Below are 17,306 nucleotides of genomic sequence, written 5' to 3'. Positions count from 1 at the left end.
CCTATCGTGGCGTCACCCCGGCAGGATGCACAGCAGCTCGAACAGAAGGTTCGCCGCAGTCAACGCGGTATTGCCTGACGGATCATAGGGCGGAGATACCTCTACCAGATCACAGCCCACCACGTTCATACCCGCCAGCGCATGGATCAGCTGCAGCGCCTGTGGCGTGGTCAGACCCGCAATCTCGGGCGTACCGGTTCCCGGTGCAAAAGCCGGGTCGAGGCTGTCGATGTCATAGGTGATATAAACCGGATGATCGTCGACCGTCTTGCGGATCAGTGAGCCGATCTCGGTCAGGTTCTGCTGCCATAGCTCCCATGCCGGGTATTGGCGGAACCCCCAACCTTGCGCCTCGGTAAAGTCGCTGGCCGCGTAGCCCGAGCCGCGAATGCCGATCTGGAAGGTCTTGTCGGGCACGATCAACCCTTCCTCATAGGCGCGACGGAAGACTGTTCCGTGGGTTTCTTTCTCGCCAAACATCTCGTCATTCACGTCCGCATGAGCGTCCACATGCACCAAAGCCACTGGCCCGTGCTTGGCTGCCATTGCCCGCAGAATCGGCAAGGTGATCGAGTGATCTCCGCCCATCGCCACCGGGATGACACCCTGCCCCAGTATACCGTCATAGCTGTCTTTGATGATCTTGAGACTGTCGGCCAGCGAGAACGTATTGATCGCCAGATCCCCGATATCTGCGATCTGCAGATGGTCAAACGGCGCCGCGCCATTGGCCATATTATAGGGCCGGATCATCGCGCTCTCGCTGCGGATCTGCTTGGGTCCAAACCGCGTGCCCGACCGCCACGAGGTGCCGATATCCATCGGAACGCCTAGCACAGCCACATCCAGCCCCTCCAGCGAAGACGCCTGCGGTAAGCGCATGAAGGTATTCGGGCCAGAAAACCGCGCCAGATCATTGCCGCCAATCGGTTGGTTGAATTCGGTCATATGATGTCTCCGATCCGGTGCCTCACCAAGCAGATACCGGGATTATGCCTAACCAAAGGTTAAGGCTTCACAAGCTTGTTCCACCCCAGCAGACAAATGATCTGCGTCGCCACATGCGCCCCCGCAATCGCCGTCGCACCAGAGGTGTCGAATGGCGGAGACACCTCGACCACATCGCCACCTTTGATATTGATCCCGGCAATGTCGCGCAGGATGATTTGCGCCTGGATCGAGGTCAGACCGCCCCAGACTGGCGTCCCGGTTCCGGGCGCAAAGGCCGGGTCCAGACCATCGATATCAAAGCTCAAGTAAACGGGGCTATCGCCCAGAATGTCTTTGATCTTCTGCGCAACGGCGGCGGGGCCGGATTCGTAAACCTCGCGCGCGTCGATGATGTTAACGCCCAACGTGTCTTCGTTGGTGGTGCGAATGCCCACCTGAACCGAGCGTTTCGGATCAACCAACCCCGATTTTACCGCCTTGTAGAACATCGTTCCGTGGTCCACGCGGGACATGTCGTCATCGGCCCAGGTGTCCGTATGCGCATCGAATTGCAGCAGTGACATTGGCCCATATTTCTCGGCATAGGCCTTAAGGATCGGGAAGCTGATATAGTGATCCCCTCCCAGCGTGACCGAAGCCACATCCGCCGCCAAAATGGTACGGATATGATCGGTCAGCGTGTCGGGAAAGGCCGGGATATTGGCATAGTCGTAGGCCATATCTCCATAATCCACGATCGCCAGCTCGCTGAGCGCGTCAAAGGGCCAGCCATAAGGCGCATCAGGCGATTGCAACGCACTGGCCTCGCGGATCGCACGAGGGCCAAGCCGGGTTCCGGGGCGGTTTGTCACCGCCTGATCGAAAGGCACGCCGGTTACAGCAATATCCACACCCGTCAGGTCTTTGGTATAAAGCCGCCGCAGGAATGAAGTCGCGCCGCCAAAGGTGTTTTCATAGGACAGCCCCTTAAGATCGGGGTTGGTGAATGCCTCATCCACCTGGTTCTTTGCATCTTCCAGTGCCATGTCTTTTCCCTGTCAGCCCAACGGCTGTGCCTTTTCGACGATCCGTGCGAAGAAGGACGCTCCGATCGGCGCGACGTCGTCATTGAAGTTGTATTTCGGATGGTGCAGCCCCGCGCCATCTCCTTGCCCCATGAACAGGTAAGCACCGGGTCGGGCCTGCAGCATGTAGGAAAAATCCTCGGCCCCCATCTCACGCCCAGCATCATCTTTCACGCGTTCCGCGCCGGATACATCCCGCGCCACTTCAGCCGCGAATGCCGCCTTGTCGGCGTCGTTGATAGTGGCGGGATAACCCTCCTGATAGTCCAGTTTGGCCTCGACACCGTACGTGGCCGCCTGCCCCGCCACGATCTGCGCCATTCTCTCTTTGACCATCCTTTGCACGGCCGGATCAAAGGTGCGAACGGTGCCGTTCAGATAAGCGGTATCAGGTATCACGTTATTCACTGTTCCGGTGTGTATCTGCGTCACCGACACCACCAGATCGTCCAGCGCATAGTGGTTGCGGCTGACGATGGTCTGGATCGCCTGCGCCATTCCGCAAGCCGCCATCACCGGGTCGCGCGTCTCATGCGGCATTGCCCCGTGGCCGCCCACGCCCTGAATATGGATCTCAAACGTATCTACTGCGGCCATCAGCGGCCCCGGCGTGGTTTCGAACAGCCCCTCGGGCCGACCCGGAGTGTTATGGATACCGTAAACCTGAGAGATATCGAACCGATCCATGATGCCTTCTTCAACCATCACGCCCGCGCCGCCGCCCTCTTCCTCGGCAGGCTGAAAGATCAGCGCAACCCGGCCCGCAAAATTCCGCGTTTCGGCCAGATAGCGCGCAGCACCCAGTAGCATGGTTGTATGCCCGTCATGACCGCAGGCATGCATCTTACCGGGGTTTTTCGAGGCGTAGTCCACGCCCGTCTCCTCGGTAATCGGCAGAGCATCCATGTCAGCGCGCAGACCAATAGTCGGTCCCTCGCCCTGCCCGTTGATGATCGCGACCATGCCGGTTTTGGCGATTCCCTCATGCAGTTCATCTACCCCAAACTCGCGCAGACGCTCGGCCACATAGGCGGCCGTCTCATAGCATTCGAATTCCAATTCGGGGATGGTGTGAAGGTGCTGGCGCCACTTGGCCATATCAGCGGCGTAATCGGCAATTCGGTTGACGACGGGCATCTGGGGTGGACTCCTGATCCTGACTGCGGGATGGATGCATCTGACACCGGAACGAAAGGGTTCGCAATGGCCGAAAATCCTCTGATCCACGACACGGACGCGGGTATCGAGCGTTTGCTGGAAATCATGCGCCGCCTGCGCGACCCGCAAACCGGCTGCCCGTGGGACATCGAACAGGATTTTTCCACCATCGCGCCCTACACGATTGAGGAAGCCTATGAGGTCGCCGACGCCATCGAACGCGAGGCCTACGACGAGCTGAAAGGAGAACTGGGCGACCTGCTGTTCCAATCCGTCTTCCACGCGCAAATGGCTGAAGAGGCTGGGCATTTCACCTTCCAAGACGTGGTGCGCACCATGTCGGACAAGATGGTTACCCGTCACCCACATGTCTTCGGTGATGAGTCCCGAGACAAGTCGGCGGATCAACAGACGCTGGATTGGGAAACCATCAAAGCCGCTGAACGCGCGGGCAAGGAACAGAAAGGGGCGCTGGACGGGGTTGCCGCCAACCTGCCCGCCCTGCTACGTGCCCACAAGCTGCAGAAACGCGCCGCCCGTGTCGGGTTCGACTGGCCCGATGCCAGCCATGTCCTCGCCAAGATCACCGAAGAGGCCGCCGAACTGGAAGAAGCGCGCGACAGCATGGATGCCGACGCGCTCGAGGATGAATTCGGCGATCTGCTGTTCGTGATCGTCAACCTCGGCCGGCACTTAGGCATCGAACCCGAGGCCGCCCTGCGCCGCACCAACGCCAAGTTCACCCGCCGTTTTGAGAAGGTCGAAGCGCGACTGGCCGAACGTGGCAGAACGCCTACGCAAAGCGACCTGGCCGAGATGGACGCGCTGTGGGATGAGGTGAAAATCGAAGAACACCGCGCCAACGGCAAACTCCCGCCGGTGGATGCTCCGGCGGACGTGTAAATCTGGTAGACAAGTCCCGCGACACTTGCGAGTGTCCGATCTTCACGCCCCCCGGAGACCACCATGCCCCGCAAGATCATCATCGACACCGATCCCGGTCAGGACGACGCAGTCGCCATTCTTCTGGCGCTGGCCAGCCCCGAAGAGATCGAGGTTCTGGGCATCACTGCCGTCGCTGGAAACGTGCCGCTGGAACTGACCGCCAAGAATGCGCGCATCGTCTGCGAACTGGCCGGCCATACCGATATACCTGTCTATGCCGGGTGCGACCGACCCCTGAAACGCCCGCTTGTCACGGCCGAACATGTTCACGGCAAAACCGGTCTCGACGGCCCTGTTCTGCCCGATCCCGAAATGCCTCTGGCCGAAGGCCATGCGGTCGATTTCATCATCGAAACTCTGCGCGCGCATGAGCCCGGCACAGTAACGCTCTGCCCGCTGGGGCCGCTGACCAACATCGCCACCGCTTTCCAGAAAGCCCCTGACATCATCGATCGGGTGCAGGAAATCGTGCTGATGGGCGGGGCCTATTTCGAGGTCGGTAACATCACTCCAGCGGCCGAATTCAACATCTACGTCGATCCGGAAGCCGCTGATATCGTGTTTAAATCTGGCATCCACATCGTGGTGATGCCGCTGGACGTCACCCATGATGCGCTGGTCACGCCCCATCGCAACGATGCGTTCCGGGCATTGGACAGCAAGGTTGGTCATGCGGTGGCCGAGATGACCGATTTCTTCGAGCGTTTCGACAAAGAAAAGTACGGGTCCGAAGGTGCGCCGCTGCACGATCCCTGCGTCACCGCCTATCTGATCCGCCCCGAGCTGTTCTCGGGTCGCCACATCAATGTTGAAATCGAAACCCAGTCAGAATTGACATTGGGTATGACAGTGGCCGACTGGTGGCGGGTCACCGACCGCGCACCAAACGCCATGTTCATGGGCGACGTGGACGCCCAGGGTTTCTTCGACCTGCTCACAGAAAGGCTGGCCCGTCTATGACCGCCGCACTCCGCCTCGCCCGCCCCGACGATCTGGACCGCCTGATGGCGCTGGTCGCGGCGTTTCATTCGGAATCCGGCATCGCGCAGGACGATGCGCATAGGCGCGACGCGCTGGCCCCGCTGTTGGACGGCATACCGCATGGGTGCGTGTATCTGATCGGGCCGGGCCGCGCGCCGCTGGGCTATGTTGTCCTCACCTTCGGCTGGTCGGTCGAGTTCGGCGGCATGGACGCCTTCGTGGACGAAATCTACATCCGCCCCGCCGTCCGTGGCCGCGGTATCGCAACCGAAGTGCTGCACGATCTCCCCAAAGCGCTGGCCGAGGCCGGGCTGACCGCCCTGCATCTTGAAGTCGACCGCACCAACGAGACCGCGCAGAAACTCTATCTGCGATCAGGCTTCAAACCGCGCGAACGCTATATGTTGATGAGCAAAACGCTTTAGCGCGACTCACCCCGGAAAATCAGCCCTGGATTGTACATTTCCTGTACCGGATCGTCCTGCGAGACCTCCGCGCCCGTGATCGGATAGGTTCCCGGCTCGGAACATGCGGCCAGAAATCCGGCAGAAACCAATGAAATCACAAGAAAAACCTTCGAAGCAGACATCTTGCCCCCCTTTCTGCAATGCAGGCAGACTACCGTGCCTTACCCCACGGCAATAGGAACAAGTTCACACATAATGATTTTTATGTAGGTATTATACGTCGTTCAGAGGCAGTTTTTCTTGAACGTCCGCTCCATGGTCTTGAACTGACGCTGCACGCGTTTGGGCTCAGGCAGCGCCTCCAACTGCGCGGTCACGTTCTCGCCAGTATACCAGGATTGGAACAAAAGCGCCTTGATATCATCGTCCAGAAGCGTGTCGGCGACGTTATAGGTGCACAGGCATTCCTCCATCGTGATCTGCCCGCTGGGATCGCCCTCCACCATCTTCTGGCACACCGCTTCGGGCGGACGTTCGGCCAACGCGATCTGAGGCAGGATCAACAGCGCCGCTGCGCCAGTGATGTGTTTGAATGTGGTCATAAGACGTCCTCTCCCATCAGTCACGGCACTGTGACCTCTGATGCTCAGCTTAGACAGATCGAGGATTACGCAAAGAAAAAAATGGCCCCGGCGCGGAAGCCGGGGCCTGATCTGGTTCAAAAAGGTGCGGTGCGCTCAGCGCTTCAGGATCGACGCGCCCGCATATTCCGCGACCTCACCCAGCGATTCCTCGATACGGATCAGCTGGTTATACTTGGCCAACCGGTCCGACCGCGCCAGCGAGCCGGTTTTGATCTGACCGCAGTTCGTCGCCACGGCCAGATCGGCGATGGTGGCATCCTCGGTCTCGCCCGAGCGGTGCGACATCACGTTGGTATACCGCGCGCGGTGCGCCATATCGACGGCACGCAGCGTCTCGGTCAGCGATCCGATCTGGTTCACCTTGACCAGCATCGAGTTGGCGCATCCCCGGTCAATACCTTCGGCCAGACGCTCGGGGTTGGTCACAAACAGGTCGTCGCCAACCAGTTGCACCTCATTGCCAAGGGCGTCGGTCAGCGCTTTCCAGCCGTCCCAATCATCCTCGGACATGCCGTCTTCGATCGAGATGATCGGGTAGTCTGCAACCAGAGCCGCCAGATAAGCCGCGTTCTCTTCCGAGGTCAGGGTCTTGCCCTCACCCGACAGGACATACTTGCCGTCCTTGTAGTATTCGGTCGCCGCACAATCCAAGGCCAGGTGGATTTCTTCGCCCGGCTTGTAGCCCGCCTTTTCGATGGACTTCAGAATGAAATCCAACGCTTCGCGGGTCGATGCGATGTTGGGCGCAAATCCGCCCTCGTCACCCACACCGGTGGCCAGACCAGCCGCCGAAAGCTCTTTCTTCAGCGTGTGAAACACCTCGGACCCCATGCGCACAGCTTCGCGGATATTCGCAGCCGAGGTTGGCATGATCATGAATTCCTGAATGTCGATCGGGTTGTCCGCGTGCTCACCGCCGTTGATGATATTCATCATCGGCACCGGCAAAATGCGCGCCGAGGTGCCGCCGACATAGCGGTACAGAGGCTGCGTGGTGAAATCCGCTGCCGCCTTCGCGGTCGCCAGCGAGACGCCCAGAATGGCATTTGCGCCCAGACGACCCTTGTTCTCGGTGCCATCCAGCTCGATCATCGCTTGGTCGATAGCCACCTGCTCGGTTGCGTCAAAGCCCACCAGTTCCTCGGCGATCTCGCCGTTCACGGCAGCAACCGCTTCCAGCACGCCCTTGCCCATATAGCGCGCCTTGTCGCCGTCGCGCTTCTCGACCGCCTCATAGGCGCCGGTCGACGCACCCGAGGGCACAGCGGCGCGACCCATGGTGCCGTCTTCCAGAATCACATCAACCTCAACCGTCGGGTTGCCCCGGCTGTCCAGGATTTCGCGTGCGTGGATGTCGATGATGGTGCTCATGAGGCCCGTCCCTGTGGCTGCAATCAGTTGCACGCCTCATAACAGCAACCGGCGAAAAGTAAACCGGTCACGTTATCGCTAACACGTATATTTTCCTGCCTTTAGGGCTAACAGTTTTCTGTTTGCGCCAACACTGATCAGGCTGGAACCATCTCGCGCGCAAGACGGCGTTCGCGGACAAAGGTGTAAAGACCCGACCCGATGATCAACGTGGCCCCCGCCAGGGTCATCGCATCAGGCCGCTCGTTGAACATCAGCACACCCGCGATCATCGAGAACACAAGGCGCGTATAGCGGAACGGCATCATGGCCGAAGCCTCGCCCACCCGCATCGCCGCCACGATGCCGTAATAGCCCAACATGCTGAACACCACTGCGGCCAGATAAGGCCCGACCTGCGCCGCCTGGACCGGGGCATAGGACTGCCCGGTAGACAGCATCAACACAAGCCCGGCCAGTGTCGCGGCGATATAGGCTTGCATCGCAACAACGGTGGACGCGATCCGCGCATCCAGCCTGCGCGTGATCAGGTCGCGCGCGGCGATAAAGACGACGGTCGCAACGACCAGCAGCGTTTCCGGCTGGAACCCCTCTAGCCCCGGACGGATGATCATCAAAACACCGACAAAGCCGACACCAATCGCACTCCACCGCCGCCAGCCGACCTTTTCGCCCAGAAACAACGCAGCGCCCATGGTCACGACCAGCGGCAAGGCCTGAAACACCGCCGCAACCGTAGACAGATCGATCAACGACAGCGCGGTCACGAACAGCACCGCACCCACCCCCTCGGACGCGGCGCGGGCAATTGACAAAAGCTTCCATGCAGCCGGATCGAAGATCCGTCTGCGCGTCGCCACTGACAACAACGCAAAGGCCAGGCCGCAGACAACGCCCAGCGCAATCAGGATTTGCCCGGTCGGCACAGTGACCGACAGGTACTTGATGAACATATCCTCGATCGCAAAGGCTGCCATCGATCCGACAAGCAGCAGGATGCCGTTTACGTTATTCATGCGCGTTTCCATCAGAGAGGGTTAGGAACCGTGGGGCCCTTGCCGCAGCAAAACCGGATTGACTGCGACCTCGCAAGTCGAATTGCGACCTGTTTGATGATTTCCCGTGTGTCGACCTATCGCATTTCGTGATGGGTCAGTCCTTGTCCAACGGTACCCCGTACAGCTCAAGCCGGTGGCCCTTCAGCCTGTAACCCAGCTTGGCCGCAATCTTTTCCTGCAAGGCCTCGATCTCGGGATCGACAAATTCGATCACTTCGCCCGACTGCATATCGATCAGATGATCATGGTGATCACGCTCGGCATCCTCATAGCGCGCGCGGCCATCGCCGAACTCCAAACGCTCCAGAATCCCGGCCTCTTCGAACAGCTTCACGGTGCGATAGACGGTGGCGATCGAGATCCCCGCATCCTCAGCCGAGGCACGGGCATAGAGCTCCTCGACATCCGGGTGATCTTCGCTCTGTTGCAATACCTGGGCAATGATCCGGCGCTGACCGGTCATGCGCAGGCCTTTGGCCTCGCAACGGGCGATAATCGTATCGGACATGGTGACCCCCGGAACTGTTCGGACTTCTGTCTTAATATGTCCGCGCGCGCTGCGCCACCGACGATTTTGCGCTAGGCCGCGCGGCGCAGGTCTGCCCAGACCGGCAAATGGTCCGAGGCGATATGCGCCGGTCGCGCGTCATGCACCCCGTGCAGAGTGGCCTCAAGCCCTTGCCCAAGCGCGATTCTGTCCAGCGCGCCCAATGGTTGCGCCGCAGGAAAGCTGGGCACCGGAGGTAGGAACTGCATGTCCGGGGCCAGATGATCCAACACGGGTTGGCGCGACCATTCGTTGAAATCTCCGGCCCAGACCGTGGGCATCTCGTCCAGATCAGAATCACATCGCCGGATATGGGTGATTTGCTGACGGCGCGACGCGGGCAACAACCCCAGATGCATCCCCATCACACGTAATGGGCCGATCTGCGTATCAAACTCCACCCGCACGGCCCCCCGGGGCTCCAGCCCCGGCAACTCATGATGCCCGGTCTGCCGAACCGTAATCGCATCCCCGCGCCAGATCACTGCGTTGCCATGCCAGCCCAGACTGCCCGCACCGCCCAGATCGACGATCTGCCAACCCGCCTCATCCAGCATGAAATGCGGCAGGGCGGCCGGGCGTGGAGGCAGCCTCTTGTCCGCCTCCTGCAGCACCACGATATCGGCTTGCATGCTGTCGATGACCTGCATAATCCGCTGCGGCTGCCGCCGGAAATCGAGGCCCAGGCATTTCTGGATATTGTAGCTCGCAAGGCGCAGGGTCTGGGTCATAAGTATCCGAAATCCGTTTGGGCCTTAGATTGCCATGAAACCCGGCAATCGCAAGTCGAAGCCGCAAAAACTGTCTTATGGCGCTCACCTGCATTCACCACCTTCGGCATTCTGCGCAAAAAGCTTGCACTCACCGTACACAGCTTTAATGCCTGATTATCTTGCGAGACAAAGGACCCGAGCCAACATGGTTTCCACCGAAGCCCCCGGACGCGATTTGACCAAGGCAAGCATCGTCCTCGTGATCGGAGGGATGATGTGGGGCCTCTACTGGATCCCCGTGCGGTTCTTTCTGGACCTCGGGCTCACCGGTCCGTGGCCGGGGATCGCGATGTACAGCGTTGCCTTACTGGGTCTGATCCCGCTGATCTGGCGCGAGCGTCGTCAATTGGCCCTGCAGTGGCGCGGGCTGCTGCTCAGCGGCGTGTTCACCGGTGCCGCATTCAGCCTTTACTCCATCAGCCTCGTCTATACCGATGTCGTGCGCTCAATCCTGCTGTTTTACCTGACACCGATCTGGAGCACACTTCTGGGGCTGCTCTTTCTCGGAGAACGCCTCAGCTGGCAGCGGTTTTTTGGCCTTGTCTTCGGTATGGTCGGTTTGTTCATCGTTCTGGGCGACAGTGGTATTGTGCCCTGGCCCAGCAATATCGGTGACTGGCTCGCCCTGGCTTCGGGTATCTGCTGGGCACTGGGAACCATGGGCCTGTACCGGACCGTGCAAGTGTCGGCTTTCGGGCAGGTCTTCGCCTTTGTTCTGGGCGCCATAATCCTGTCTCTGATCAGCCTGGTGTTTCTGGAAGCCCCCATGCTGCCTGCCATCGCGCCGGAAGACACCCTTTGGGTGCTGCAACTTGTCCTGCTGTCCGTGTTCTACACCCTGCCGATGGTCTACATGACCATCTGGCCCGCCACAAAACTCTCGCCCGGTCGCGTCGGATTGCTGTTGATGAGCGAGGTCGTCGTCGGCCTCGCATCAGCAGCGGCGTTCGCGGGCGAACCCTTCGGATTGCGCGAATTGTTGGGCGCTGTGCTGATCGTCAGCGCCGCAGTGCTCGAAATCGTGCGGAAATAAATCTGGATCAGGTCCCGCAGAACGTGGCATGCACCACTTCACTCTCAGCCGGTGGGCGTTTCAGGTCACTGGCTTCCGGTTGATCCTCATAAGGCCGTGACAGCACATCATTCAGCCGCTGGAACAGGGCGTAGTCCCCCTGCACCGCCGCCTGGATCATCTGCTCGACCCGGTGATTGCGGGGAATGAACGCCGGGTTCGCTGCAACCATCACCTCCGCCGAAGCCTCTTCGCGTTGCACCCGCGCCTGCCATCCCTCGTCCCATTGATCATAAGCCGCCGGATCGGTGAACTGGTCGCGCGCGCGATCCCCGCCCAGCGCCCGGAATGTATTGGTGAAATCAGCACTGTTCTGCGCCATCCGGGTCAGCAGGTCCGAGATCATCTCAAGATCACCCTCCTCAGCCCGGGTAAGCCCGATCTTGGCCCGGAACCGCTGCAGCCAGTGCTCCTGCATCAGATCGGGCATTGCATGCACGATCTCGGTTGCCTCCTCGACAGCTGCCTCCTTATCCTCATACTGCTGGATCAGTGCCGTTGCCAGCTGCGCCAGATTCCACACCGCAATCTCGGGCTGGTTGGAATAGGCATAGCGCCCCATCCGATCAATCGAGCTGTAGACCGTGTTCGGATGATAGCTGTCCATGAAGGCACATGGCCCATAATCGATGGTCTCACCCGCGATCGAGCAATTGTCCGTGTTCATCACCCCATGAATGAAGCCAACGCTCATCCACTGCGCTATCAACCGCGCCTGTGCATCGCGCACTGCACGCAACAGACCCATCGGCCCTTCAGCCTCGGGATAGTGCCGCTGGATCGCATATTCCGTCAGCCGCTTCAGGCTCTCCAACTGCCCGCGCGCGGCAAAAACCTGAAACGTGCCCACCCGCAGATGGCTCTGCGCCACCCGCGTCAGAACCGCACCCGGCATCGGCCCCTCGCGCAGCACGATCTCTCCGGTCTCCACCGCAGCCAATGCCCGCGTGGTTGGAATGCCCAGCGCATGCATCGCCTCAGAGACCACATATTCCCGCAACACCGGCCCAAGCCAGGCCCGTCCGTCGCCCTGCCGCGAAAAAGGCGTGGGGCCAGACCCCTTCAGCTGAATATCACGGCGCACACCGTCCTCACCGACCGTCTCCCCCAACAGCACGGCCCGGCCATCCCCCAGCTGAGGATTGTAGGACCCGAACTGATGCCCGGAATACAGCTGCGCCAGCGGCTGTGCCCCCTCGGGCACGGTGTTACCCGCAAAAGCCTCCGCCATCTCCTCGACCTCGCCCGGCGAAATCCTCAGCAACCGCGCCAGATCAGCGTTGAATGCAACCAAGCGCGGCGCGCGCACCGGAACCGGAGCCTGCCGCGCATAAAACGCATCGGGCAGACGGGCATAGCTGTTGTCGAAAGGGATCGTCAGTGTCATGCGGCAAACATATGCTGTGCAGACGCAAATGCCATAGCGGATCGCACCCGCCCGTGCATAATCGCACCAACCCCACGAAGGATTGCCATGACCGCGCAAGACATCATCGACCGCCTCAACCTGCAACGCCACCCCGAGGGCGGCTGGTTTCGCGAAACCTGGCGCGCCGATAACGCAGGCCGCGCCACCGGCACCTGCATTTACTTCCTGCTGGCCGAGGGTGAAAGCAGCCACTGGCACCGCGTCGACGCGACCGAGATCTGGCTCTACCACGCCGGCGCCCCGCTGATCCTGTCGCTCAGCGCATCCGATGATGGCCCCGCGATCGATCACCTGCTGACCCCGGACCTGACCCAAGGCGTACCGCAACTGATCGTGCCAAAGAACCACTGGCAAGCCGCCCGCAGCACCGGCAACTACACGCTGGTCAGCTGTACCGTATCTCCGGGTTTCGAGTTCGACGGCTTCACCCTCGCCGCCCCCGGTTTCGATATCGTCAGAGGCTGACCGGGTGGATCACCGCAGCCTCATAGCAACCCTGCCGCCCGAGGTGAAAACCCAGCTGCAACAGCGCTCCAACAGCGCAGGCCTGATCCACCTCGCGCTCTACCTCGTGGCTCTCGGTCTCACCTCAACCGGCATCCTGCTGCAGGTCCCTCTCTGGCCGCTCTTGCTTCTCCCACAAGGCATATTGCTGGTCTTCCTCTTCACCCTCAGCCACGAATGTACCCACAAAACACCGTTCCGCACGGGCTGGATCAACGACGTGGTCGGCCACGTGGTCTCAATCCTTATCGCGTTGCCCTTCACATGGTTCCGCTACTTCCACCTGGCCCACCACAAATGGACCAATCACCCCGACAAAGACCCTGAACTCGCGGGAAAACCCCGCCCGGACAATTGGCCGAGCCTGCTGATCTATCTCAGCAGTGGGCCCTACTGGTCAGGCATGGCGCACACGCTGATCCAAAATGCTCTGGGCCGTGTCAGCGCCCCCTACCTGCCGCCCCGCCAGCACCGCGCCATAAGGGTCGAAGCACGACTACTTCTCACCCTCTACCTCCTCGCCGCGCTCAGCCTGTTCTTCACACCGGTACTTTTCTGGCTCTGGCTCTTGCCCGTTCTGATCGGCCAGCCTTTCCTGCGCCTCTACCTGCTTGCAGAACACGGCCTCTGCCCGCCTGTGGCGAATATGCTGGAAAACTCCCGCACCACCTTCACCAACCGCCTGATCCGGTTCATCGCCTGGAATATGCCCTACCACGCAGAACACCACGCCTTCCCAAACGTACCGTTCCACCAACTGCCAGCCTTCCACAACTGGACCCAGGCCCACCTGAAAACCACCTCAGACGGATACGCAGAATTCTCGATAGACTACACCCGAACCCTTAGGCGCTAAAACGCGTGTTTCGATGCCTTGGTGCAACCTAAACACAAAGCAATAGATCCGCTCTTCATCTGGCCAAAAATATCCCGGGGGAGTCGCACAGCGACGGGGGCAGAGCCCCCTACCCGCTCACCACAGCCCCGCGCGCCGGAGACGACACAACCCCGCCCCCCACAAGCGCGCTTACCCCGGTCGTTCCGGGGCACGAGGTCGGCATCCCGCGCGCGACACGTACTGCGAGATAGGCAAAAGCCTGCGCCTCCAGCATGTCGCCATCAAGACCCACCGCCTCGACCGGTTCCACCGGGCAATCCAGCGCAACCCGCAGCATCTCCATCAGCACCGGATTACGCCGTCCTCCGCCGGTGACCAACATCCGCGCGGGCGGTCTGGGACAATGCTCCATCCCCTGCACCACACCCGCTGCGCACATGCCGGTCAGTGTCGCCACCGCATCCGCATCGCTCAGTTCCTGCACCAATCCGATCATCTCGGCAAAGTCGTTGCGATCCAGAGATTTCGGCGGCATCCGGTTGAAAAACGGTTCAGCCAAAAACAGCTCCAACGCGCCGGTTTCCACCGTCCCCCCGCGCGCCAAGGCACCGTCCCGATCCATCGGCAACCCTAGCCGCGCCTGCATCAGATCATCGACCGGCGCATTCGCGGGTCCGGTATCAAATGCCAGTAGTGCCCCCGGCGCCTCCGGCCCATCGAACGAGGGGTCCACATAGGTCAGATTCCCCACCCCGCCCAAGTTCAGAAAACACAAGGGTTTCATGGCGCCAATCCATTTGGCACAGGCGAAATGAAAGAATGGAGCCAGCGGTGCACCTTCGCCACCCAAAGCGACATCATCGCTGCGGAAATCCCAGACGACGGGCAGTCCTAAAGCCTGCGACAGGCCCACACCATCGCCCACCTGCAACGTGCCGCGCCCGCGTGGCTCATGCGCCAGAGTTTGACCGTGAAAGCCGATCAGATCTACATCTTCGAACTCGGCCAAAGCCTCGGCATGAGCAAGGGTTACCAGTTCTCCGGCCGCCTCAACCTCGGGCCCGTGCCATTGCCCCAGCGCCGCCCGCAACGTGGCACGTTCCTCCTCGGAATACGCGCGATACCGGCTGTCGCCAAATCCGAAAATACGCTGCCCGTCGGTTTCAACCACCGCCGCATCCACGCCATCCAGCGAGGTTCCAGACATCGCCCCCAGCGCCCGGATCGGCCCTGTTTTCCCGTTGCTCCGGCTCACGCGTTTCTCCTGCTCTATCCAGCCCGCCTTCGGCCTGACCTCTGACAGCCACTCAACCAGACGATGCAATGGCCTCAACCTGCCCGCATCTCACCGAGGCTGACAAGACACCTTGTCACCAATCCCGCATTTTTCCCGGACCAGAGCGTCTTTCAGAGCACCCCCAGCTTTCCTGAGAACGCACCTTTCCCCTATCCGGTTTGCTCAGTCCCCGGAACCCCGCAACGTCAGCCCCATTGGCACGACATATCCAAAACCTACCGCACACTTGGTTAGTGCGCTTAGCGGTATCTTCGCGTCGCCAACAATCGATTGATTTATGAACGGCAATCTAGAGCAAGATTGTCAGTGGAATCTGCCAATGCTTCTGACCGGCGCACCGGCTTTGACCCATTTAGTCGAGCTCATACTTGTTTTTATAGTCTTCTGACAAGGCCGGATCCTGATCATCTTTGCGCAGGATCGAATTCCCAACCACGAGCATATCCATGTCAGTTCCCATGAAGCATCGGAAGGCATCTTCCGGAGTGCACACGATCGGCTCACCGCGGACATTGAAAGATGTATTCACCACAACCGGGCAACCGGTCTTGTCCTTAAAAGCAGATATGACTTTGTGATACAGCGGGTTCGTATCCTCATGCACGGTTTGGATACGTGCCGAGTAATCAACATGCGTGATCGCCGGGATTTCCGAACGTTTCACGTTGAGCTTATCGATCCCGAACAGGTTCTGTTCGTCGTCGGTCATTTCGCGCCGCTTGTCCTCTCGTACGTGATCGACAAGCAGCATGTAGGGGCTGTCATAGTCCAAATTGAACCAATCAGCCATGTCGTCGCGCAAGACAGAGGGGGCAAAGGGTCGGAAGCTTTCGCGGAATTTCACCTTTAGGTTCAGCGTCTTCTGCATCGAAGCCGAGCGCGGATCACCCAAAATGGAACGACCACCAAGTGCGCGCGGCCCAAATTCCATTCTGCCGTTGAACCAACCAACCGCTTTTCCTTCGGCAAGGGCAGTCGCGGTTGTTTCAATCATCTCGCTTTCGGAAACTGTCGTGAACTTTGCGCCGACCTTTGCGATGCGTTCCTCGATATTGCTTTGCGAGAAAACCGGGCCCAGGTAGCTGCCGCGCATGCCGTCGCGACCCGATGCAACCTTGCGTTCGTGTCCAAGTTCCTGATGCCAGGCCGCATAGGCTGCTCCCAGTGCCCCGCCTGCATCTCCTGCAGCGGGTTGTATCCAGACATCCTTGAATGCCCCATCGCGAAGGATTTTGCCGTTCGCCACGCAGTTCAGGGCAACACCACCCGCCATGCAGAGATTTGGGATGTCGTACTCTTTGGCAAGACTACGAGTCATCGTCATGACAATCTCTTCGGTCACCGCCTGAACCGACGCCGCCATATCCATGTGAAACTGGTCCAGCAGATCTTCTTCAGGTTTGCGAACGGGTCGTCCGAACAGCTGGGAGAACTTCTCATTGGTCATGGTCAGACCAGTGGCGTAGTTAAAGTACTCCTGGTTCAAACGAAAAGACCCGTCAGGTTTCAGATCGATCAGCTTATCAAGCATCAGGTCTTTGAACCGCGGCTCGCCATAAGGAGCCAACCCCATGACCTTGTATTCGCCCGAGTTCACCCGAAAGCCCGTGTAATAAGTCACGGCAGAGTAAAGCAGCCCGAGCGAATGGGGAAAGTGTATCTCTTTCACCATTTCCAGATCTTTACCGCGCCCGATTGCCACGGTGGTCGTCGCCCACTCGCCAACACCGTCCAACGTCAGGACAACGGCCTCTTCAAAAGGCGATGGATAAAAGGCCGAGGCCGCGTGGCTCATATGATGCTCGGCAAAGAGCAGACGATTGCGAAACGTCTTTTTGGTGCCCTTCTCAATCTTGTTCAGTTCCTTCAGCATCAGATCTTTCTGAAAGAGCTTTTCCTTGATCCAGACCGGTATCGCGAGGTGGAAACTTTTGAAGCCGCGCGGTGCGTTGGCGACATAAGTCTCAAGCAGACGTTCAAACTTCAGGAAAGGCTTGTCGTAGAACGCCAGATGATCGACATCGGACAAGGACATTCCCGCCTCTTCAAGCACATAGGCGATGGCCTCATGCGGAAATCCGGCATCGTGTTTCTTGCGCGTAAATCGCTCTTCCTGCGCTGCCGCTACAACTTCACCGTCCACGAGAATGGCCGCCGCGCTATCATGATAGAAAGCCGAAACACCAAGTATCGCCGTCATGACGCTCTACCCTTCCAAAGGTTAATAATCTGGTAAACCATTCCGCCAGTCTTCTCACCCAAAAGGC

The 17,306-nt window shown here is 59.7% G+C and carries 18 protein-coding genes; 6 read left to right on the top strand and 12 right to left on the bottom strand.

The genetic code is table 11. The features are described from left to right. Positions 1-12 precede the first annotated feature (12 nt). From speB (ACR0NF_RS02965) to ACR0NF_RS02955, 3 genes are read right to left on the bottom strand one after another with little or no spacing between them, the layout of a single operon-like run. Positions 13-948 (bottom strand): agmatinase, encoded by a 936-nt coding sequence (gene speB / locus ACR0NF_RS02965; RefSeq protein WP_480469584.1) that lies wholly within the window; start codon positions 946-948, stop codon positions 13-15. 59 nt (positions 949-1,007) lie between these two features. After that, complete coding sequence (gene speB / locus ACR0NF_RS02960; protein ID WP_480777742.1) at positions 1,008-1,976, bottom strand: agmatinase; 969 nt, start codon at positions 1,974-1,976, stop codon at positions 1,008-1,010. A gap of 12 nt (positions 1,977-1,988) precedes the next feature. Then, positions 1,989-3,152 carry a M20 aminoacylase family protein gene (locus ACR0NF_RS02955; protein WP_170595399.1) on the bottom strand — a complete coding sequence of 388 codons (1,164 nt, stop codon included), beginning with the start codon at positions 3,150-3,152 and terminating at the stop codon, positions 1,989-1,991. A gap of 66 nt (positions 3,153-3,218) precedes the next feature. Here ACR0NF_RS02955 and mazG point away from each other — a divergent pair, with 66 nt between their 5' ends. The 3 genes from mazG to ACR0NF_RS02940 all read left to right on the top strand — a co-directional run bounded on the left by mazG (position 3,219) and on the right by ACR0NF_RS02940 (position 5,524). Further along, the gene (gene mazG, locus ACR0NF_RS02950) at positions 3,219-4,076 is read left to right on the top strand and encodes a nucleoside triphosphate pyrophosphohydrolase (protein ID WP_480469581.1); all 858 of its coding nucleotides are present in this window, start codon (positions 3,219-3,221) and stop codon (positions 4,074-4,076) included. Between the two features lie 63 nt (positions 4,077-4,139). Then, complete coding sequence (locus ACR0NF_RS02945; protein ID WP_480469580.1) at positions 4,140-5,078, top strand: nucleoside hydrolase; 939 nt, start codon at positions 4,140-4,142, stop codon at positions 5,076-5,078. Next, positions 5,075-5,524 (top strand): N-acetyltransferase family protein, encoded by a 450-nt coding sequence (locus ACR0NF_RS02940; RefSeq protein ID WP_480469579.1) that lies wholly within the window; start codon positions 5,075-5,077, stop codon positions 5,522-5,524. The genes ACR0NF_RS02945 and ACR0NF_RS02940 overlap by 4 nt, the downstream gene beginning before the upstream one ends. Here ACR0NF_RS02940 and ACR0NF_RS02935 read toward each other — a convergent pair. From ACR0NF_RS02935 to ACR0NF_RS02910, 6 genes are all read right to left on the bottom strand, one after another. After that, complete coding sequence (locus ACR0NF_RS02935; protein WP_480469578.1) at positions 5,521-5,688, bottom strand: hypothetical protein; 168 nt, start codon at positions 5,686-5,688, stop codon at positions 5,521-5,523. The two genes, ACR0NF_RS02940 and ACR0NF_RS02935, sit on opposite strands and share 4 nt — an antisense overlap. Before the next feature lie 102 nt (positions 5,689-5,790). Further along, positions 5,791-6,108: a hypothetical protein gene (locus ACR0NF_RS02930; protein WP_480777741.1), complete on the bottom strand. Its 318-nt coding sequence runs from the start codon at positions 6,106-6,108 to the stop codon at positions 5,791-5,793. Positions 6,109-6,243: 135 nt separating this feature from the next. Further along, positions 6,244-7,521, bottom strand: a complete 1,278-nt coding sequence (eno, locus tag ACR0NF_RS02925) for a phosphopyruvate hydratase (protein ID WP_480469576.1) — start codon at positions 7,519-7,521, stop codon at positions 6,244-6,246. 137 nt (positions 7,522-7,658) lie between these two features. Beyond that, complete coding sequence (locus ACR0NF_RS02920; RefSeq protein WP_480777740.1) at positions 7,659-8,537, bottom strand: DMT family transporter; 879 nt, start codon at positions 8,535-8,537, stop codon at positions 7,659-7,661. Between the two features lie 136 nt (positions 8,538-8,673). Further along, complete coding sequence (locus tag ACR0NF_RS02915) at positions 8,674-9,087, bottom strand: Fur family transcriptional regulator (RefSeq protein WP_480469574.1); 414 nt, start codon at positions 9,085-9,087, stop codon at positions 8,674-8,676. Positions 9,088-9,158: 71 nt separating this feature from the next. Further along, positions 9,159-9,857, bottom strand: coding sequence for an endonuclease/exonuclease/phosphatase family protein (locus tag ACR0NF_RS02910; protein WP_480469573.1), 699 nt, complete (start codon positions 9,855-9,857; stop codon positions 9,159-9,161). Positions 9,858-10,044: 187 nt separating this feature from the next. Here ACR0NF_RS02910 and ACR0NF_RS02905 point away from each other — a divergent pair, with 187 nt between their 5' ends. Continuing rightward, positions 10,045-10,932 carry a DMT family transporter gene (locus ACR0NF_RS02905; RefSeq protein ID WP_480469572.1) on the top strand — a complete coding sequence of 296 codons (888 nt, stop codon included), beginning with the start codon at positions 10,045-10,047 and terminating at the stop codon, positions 10,930-10,932. Positions 10,933-10,939: 7 nt separating this feature from the next. Here ACR0NF_RS02905 and ACR0NF_RS02900 read toward each other — a convergent pair whose 3' ends face one another. Beyond that, a complete protein-coding gene (locus ACR0NF_RS02900) occupies positions 10,940-12,358 on the bottom strand; it encodes a protein adenylyltransferase SelO (protein ID WP_480777739.1) in 1,419 nt (472 codons plus the stop codon). Positions 12,359-12,445: 87 nt separating this feature from the next. Here ACR0NF_RS02900 and ACR0NF_RS02895 point away from each other — a divergent pair, with 87 nt between their 5' ends. Then, positions 12,446-12,865: a cupin domain-containing protein gene (locus ACR0NF_RS02895; RefSeq protein ID WP_480657424.1), complete on the top strand. Its 420-nt coding sequence runs from the start codon at positions 12,446-12,448 to the stop codon at positions 12,863-12,865. Positions 12,866-12,869: 4 nt separating this feature from the next. Continuing rightward, positions 12,870-13,760 carry a fatty acid desaturase gene (locus ACR0NF_RS02890; RefSeq protein WP_480666804.1) on the top strand — a complete coding sequence of 297 codons (891 nt, stop codon included), beginning with the start codon at positions 12,870-12,872 and terminating at the stop codon, positions 13,758-13,760. Between the two features lie 109 nt (positions 13,761-13,869). Here the strand turns inward: ACR0NF_RS02890 and ACR0NF_RS02885 are convergent, their stop codons facing one another. Together ACR0NF_RS02885 and ACR0NF_RS02880 are read right to left on the bottom strand one after the other, a co-directional pair. Further along, the gene (locus ACR0NF_RS02885; RefSeq protein ID WP_480777738.1) at positions 13,870-14,997 is read right to left on the bottom strand and encodes an anhydro-N-acetylmuramic acid kinase; all 1,128 of its coding nucleotides are present in this window, start codon (positions 14,995-14,997) and stop codon (positions 13,870-13,872) included. A gap of 394 nt (positions 14,998-15,391) precedes the next feature. Beyond that, positions 15,392-17,239: a carbamoyltransferase family protein gene (locus ACR0NF_RS02880; RefSeq protein WP_480469567.1), complete on the bottom strand. Its 1,848-nt coding sequence runs from the start codon at positions 17,237-17,239 to the stop codon at positions 15,392-15,394. Positions 17,240-17,306: the final 67 nt, after the last annotated feature.

Source organism: Ruegeria sp. CF4 (assembly GCF_056537345.1).
This window is presented reverse-complemented; position numbering and strand designations above follow the sequence as displayed.

Coding starts and splice junctions, on each gene's coding strand:
- ACR0NF_RS02905 (WP_480469572.1), top strand. CDS start 10,045: ATGGTTTCCACCGAAGCCCCCGGACGCGATTTGACCAAGGCAAGCATC.
- ACR0NF_RS02930 (WP_480777741.1), bottom strand. CDS start 6,108: ATGACCACATTCAAACACATCACTGGCGCAGCGGCGCTGTTGATCCTG.
- speB (WP_480469584.1), bottom strand. CDS start 948: ATGACCGAATTCAACCAACCGATTGGCGGCAATGATCTGGCGCGGTTT.
- ACR0NF_RS02955 (WP_170595399.1), bottom strand. CDS start 3,152: ATGCCCGTCGTCAACCGAATTGCCGATTACGCCGCTGATATGGCCAAG.
- speB (WP_480777742.1), bottom strand. CDS start 1,976: ATGGCACTGGAAGATGCAAAGAACCAGGTGGATGAGGCATTCACCAAC.
- ACR0NF_RS02935 (WP_480469578.1), bottom strand. CDS start 5,688: ATGTCTGCTTCGAAGGTTTTTCTTGTGATTTCATTGGTTTCTGCCGGA.
- eno (WP_480469576.1), bottom strand. CDS start 7,521: ATGAGCACCATCATCGACATCCACGCACGCGAAATCCTGGACAGCCGG.
- ACR0NF_RS02920 (WP_480777740.1), bottom strand. CDS start 8,537: ATGAATAACGTAAACGGCATCCTGCTGCTTGTCGGATCGATGGCAGCC.
- ACR0NF_RS02895 (WP_480657424.1), top strand. CDS start 12,446: ATGACCGCGCAAGACATCATCGACCGCCTCAACCTGCAACGCCACCCC.
- ACR0NF_RS02945 (WP_480469580.1), top strand. CDS start 4,140: ATGCCCCGCAAGATCATCATCGACACCGATCCCGGTCAGGACGACGCA.
- mazG (WP_480469581.1), top strand. CDS start 3,219: ATGGCCGAAAATCCTCTGATCCACGACACGGACGCGGGTATCGAGCGT.
- ACR0NF_RS02915 (WP_480469574.1), bottom strand. CDS start 9,087: ATGTCCGATACGATTATCGCCCGTTGCGAGGCCAAAGGCCTGCGCATG.
- ACR0NF_RS02940 (WP_480469579.1), top strand. CDS start 5,075: ATGACCGCCGCACTCCGCCTCGCCCGCCCCGACGATCTGGACCGCCTG.
- ACR0NF_RS02910 (WP_480469573.1), bottom strand. CDS start 9,857: ATGACCCAGACCCTGCGCCTTGCGAGCTACAATATCCAGAAATGCCTG.
- ACR0NF_RS02880 (WP_480469567.1), bottom strand. CDS start 17,239: ATGACGGCGATACTTGGTGTTTCGGCTTTCTATCATGATAGCGCGGCG.
- ACR0NF_RS02900 (WP_480777739.1), bottom strand. CDS start 12,358: ATGACACTGACGATCCCTTTCGACAACAGCTATGCCCGTCTGCCCGAT.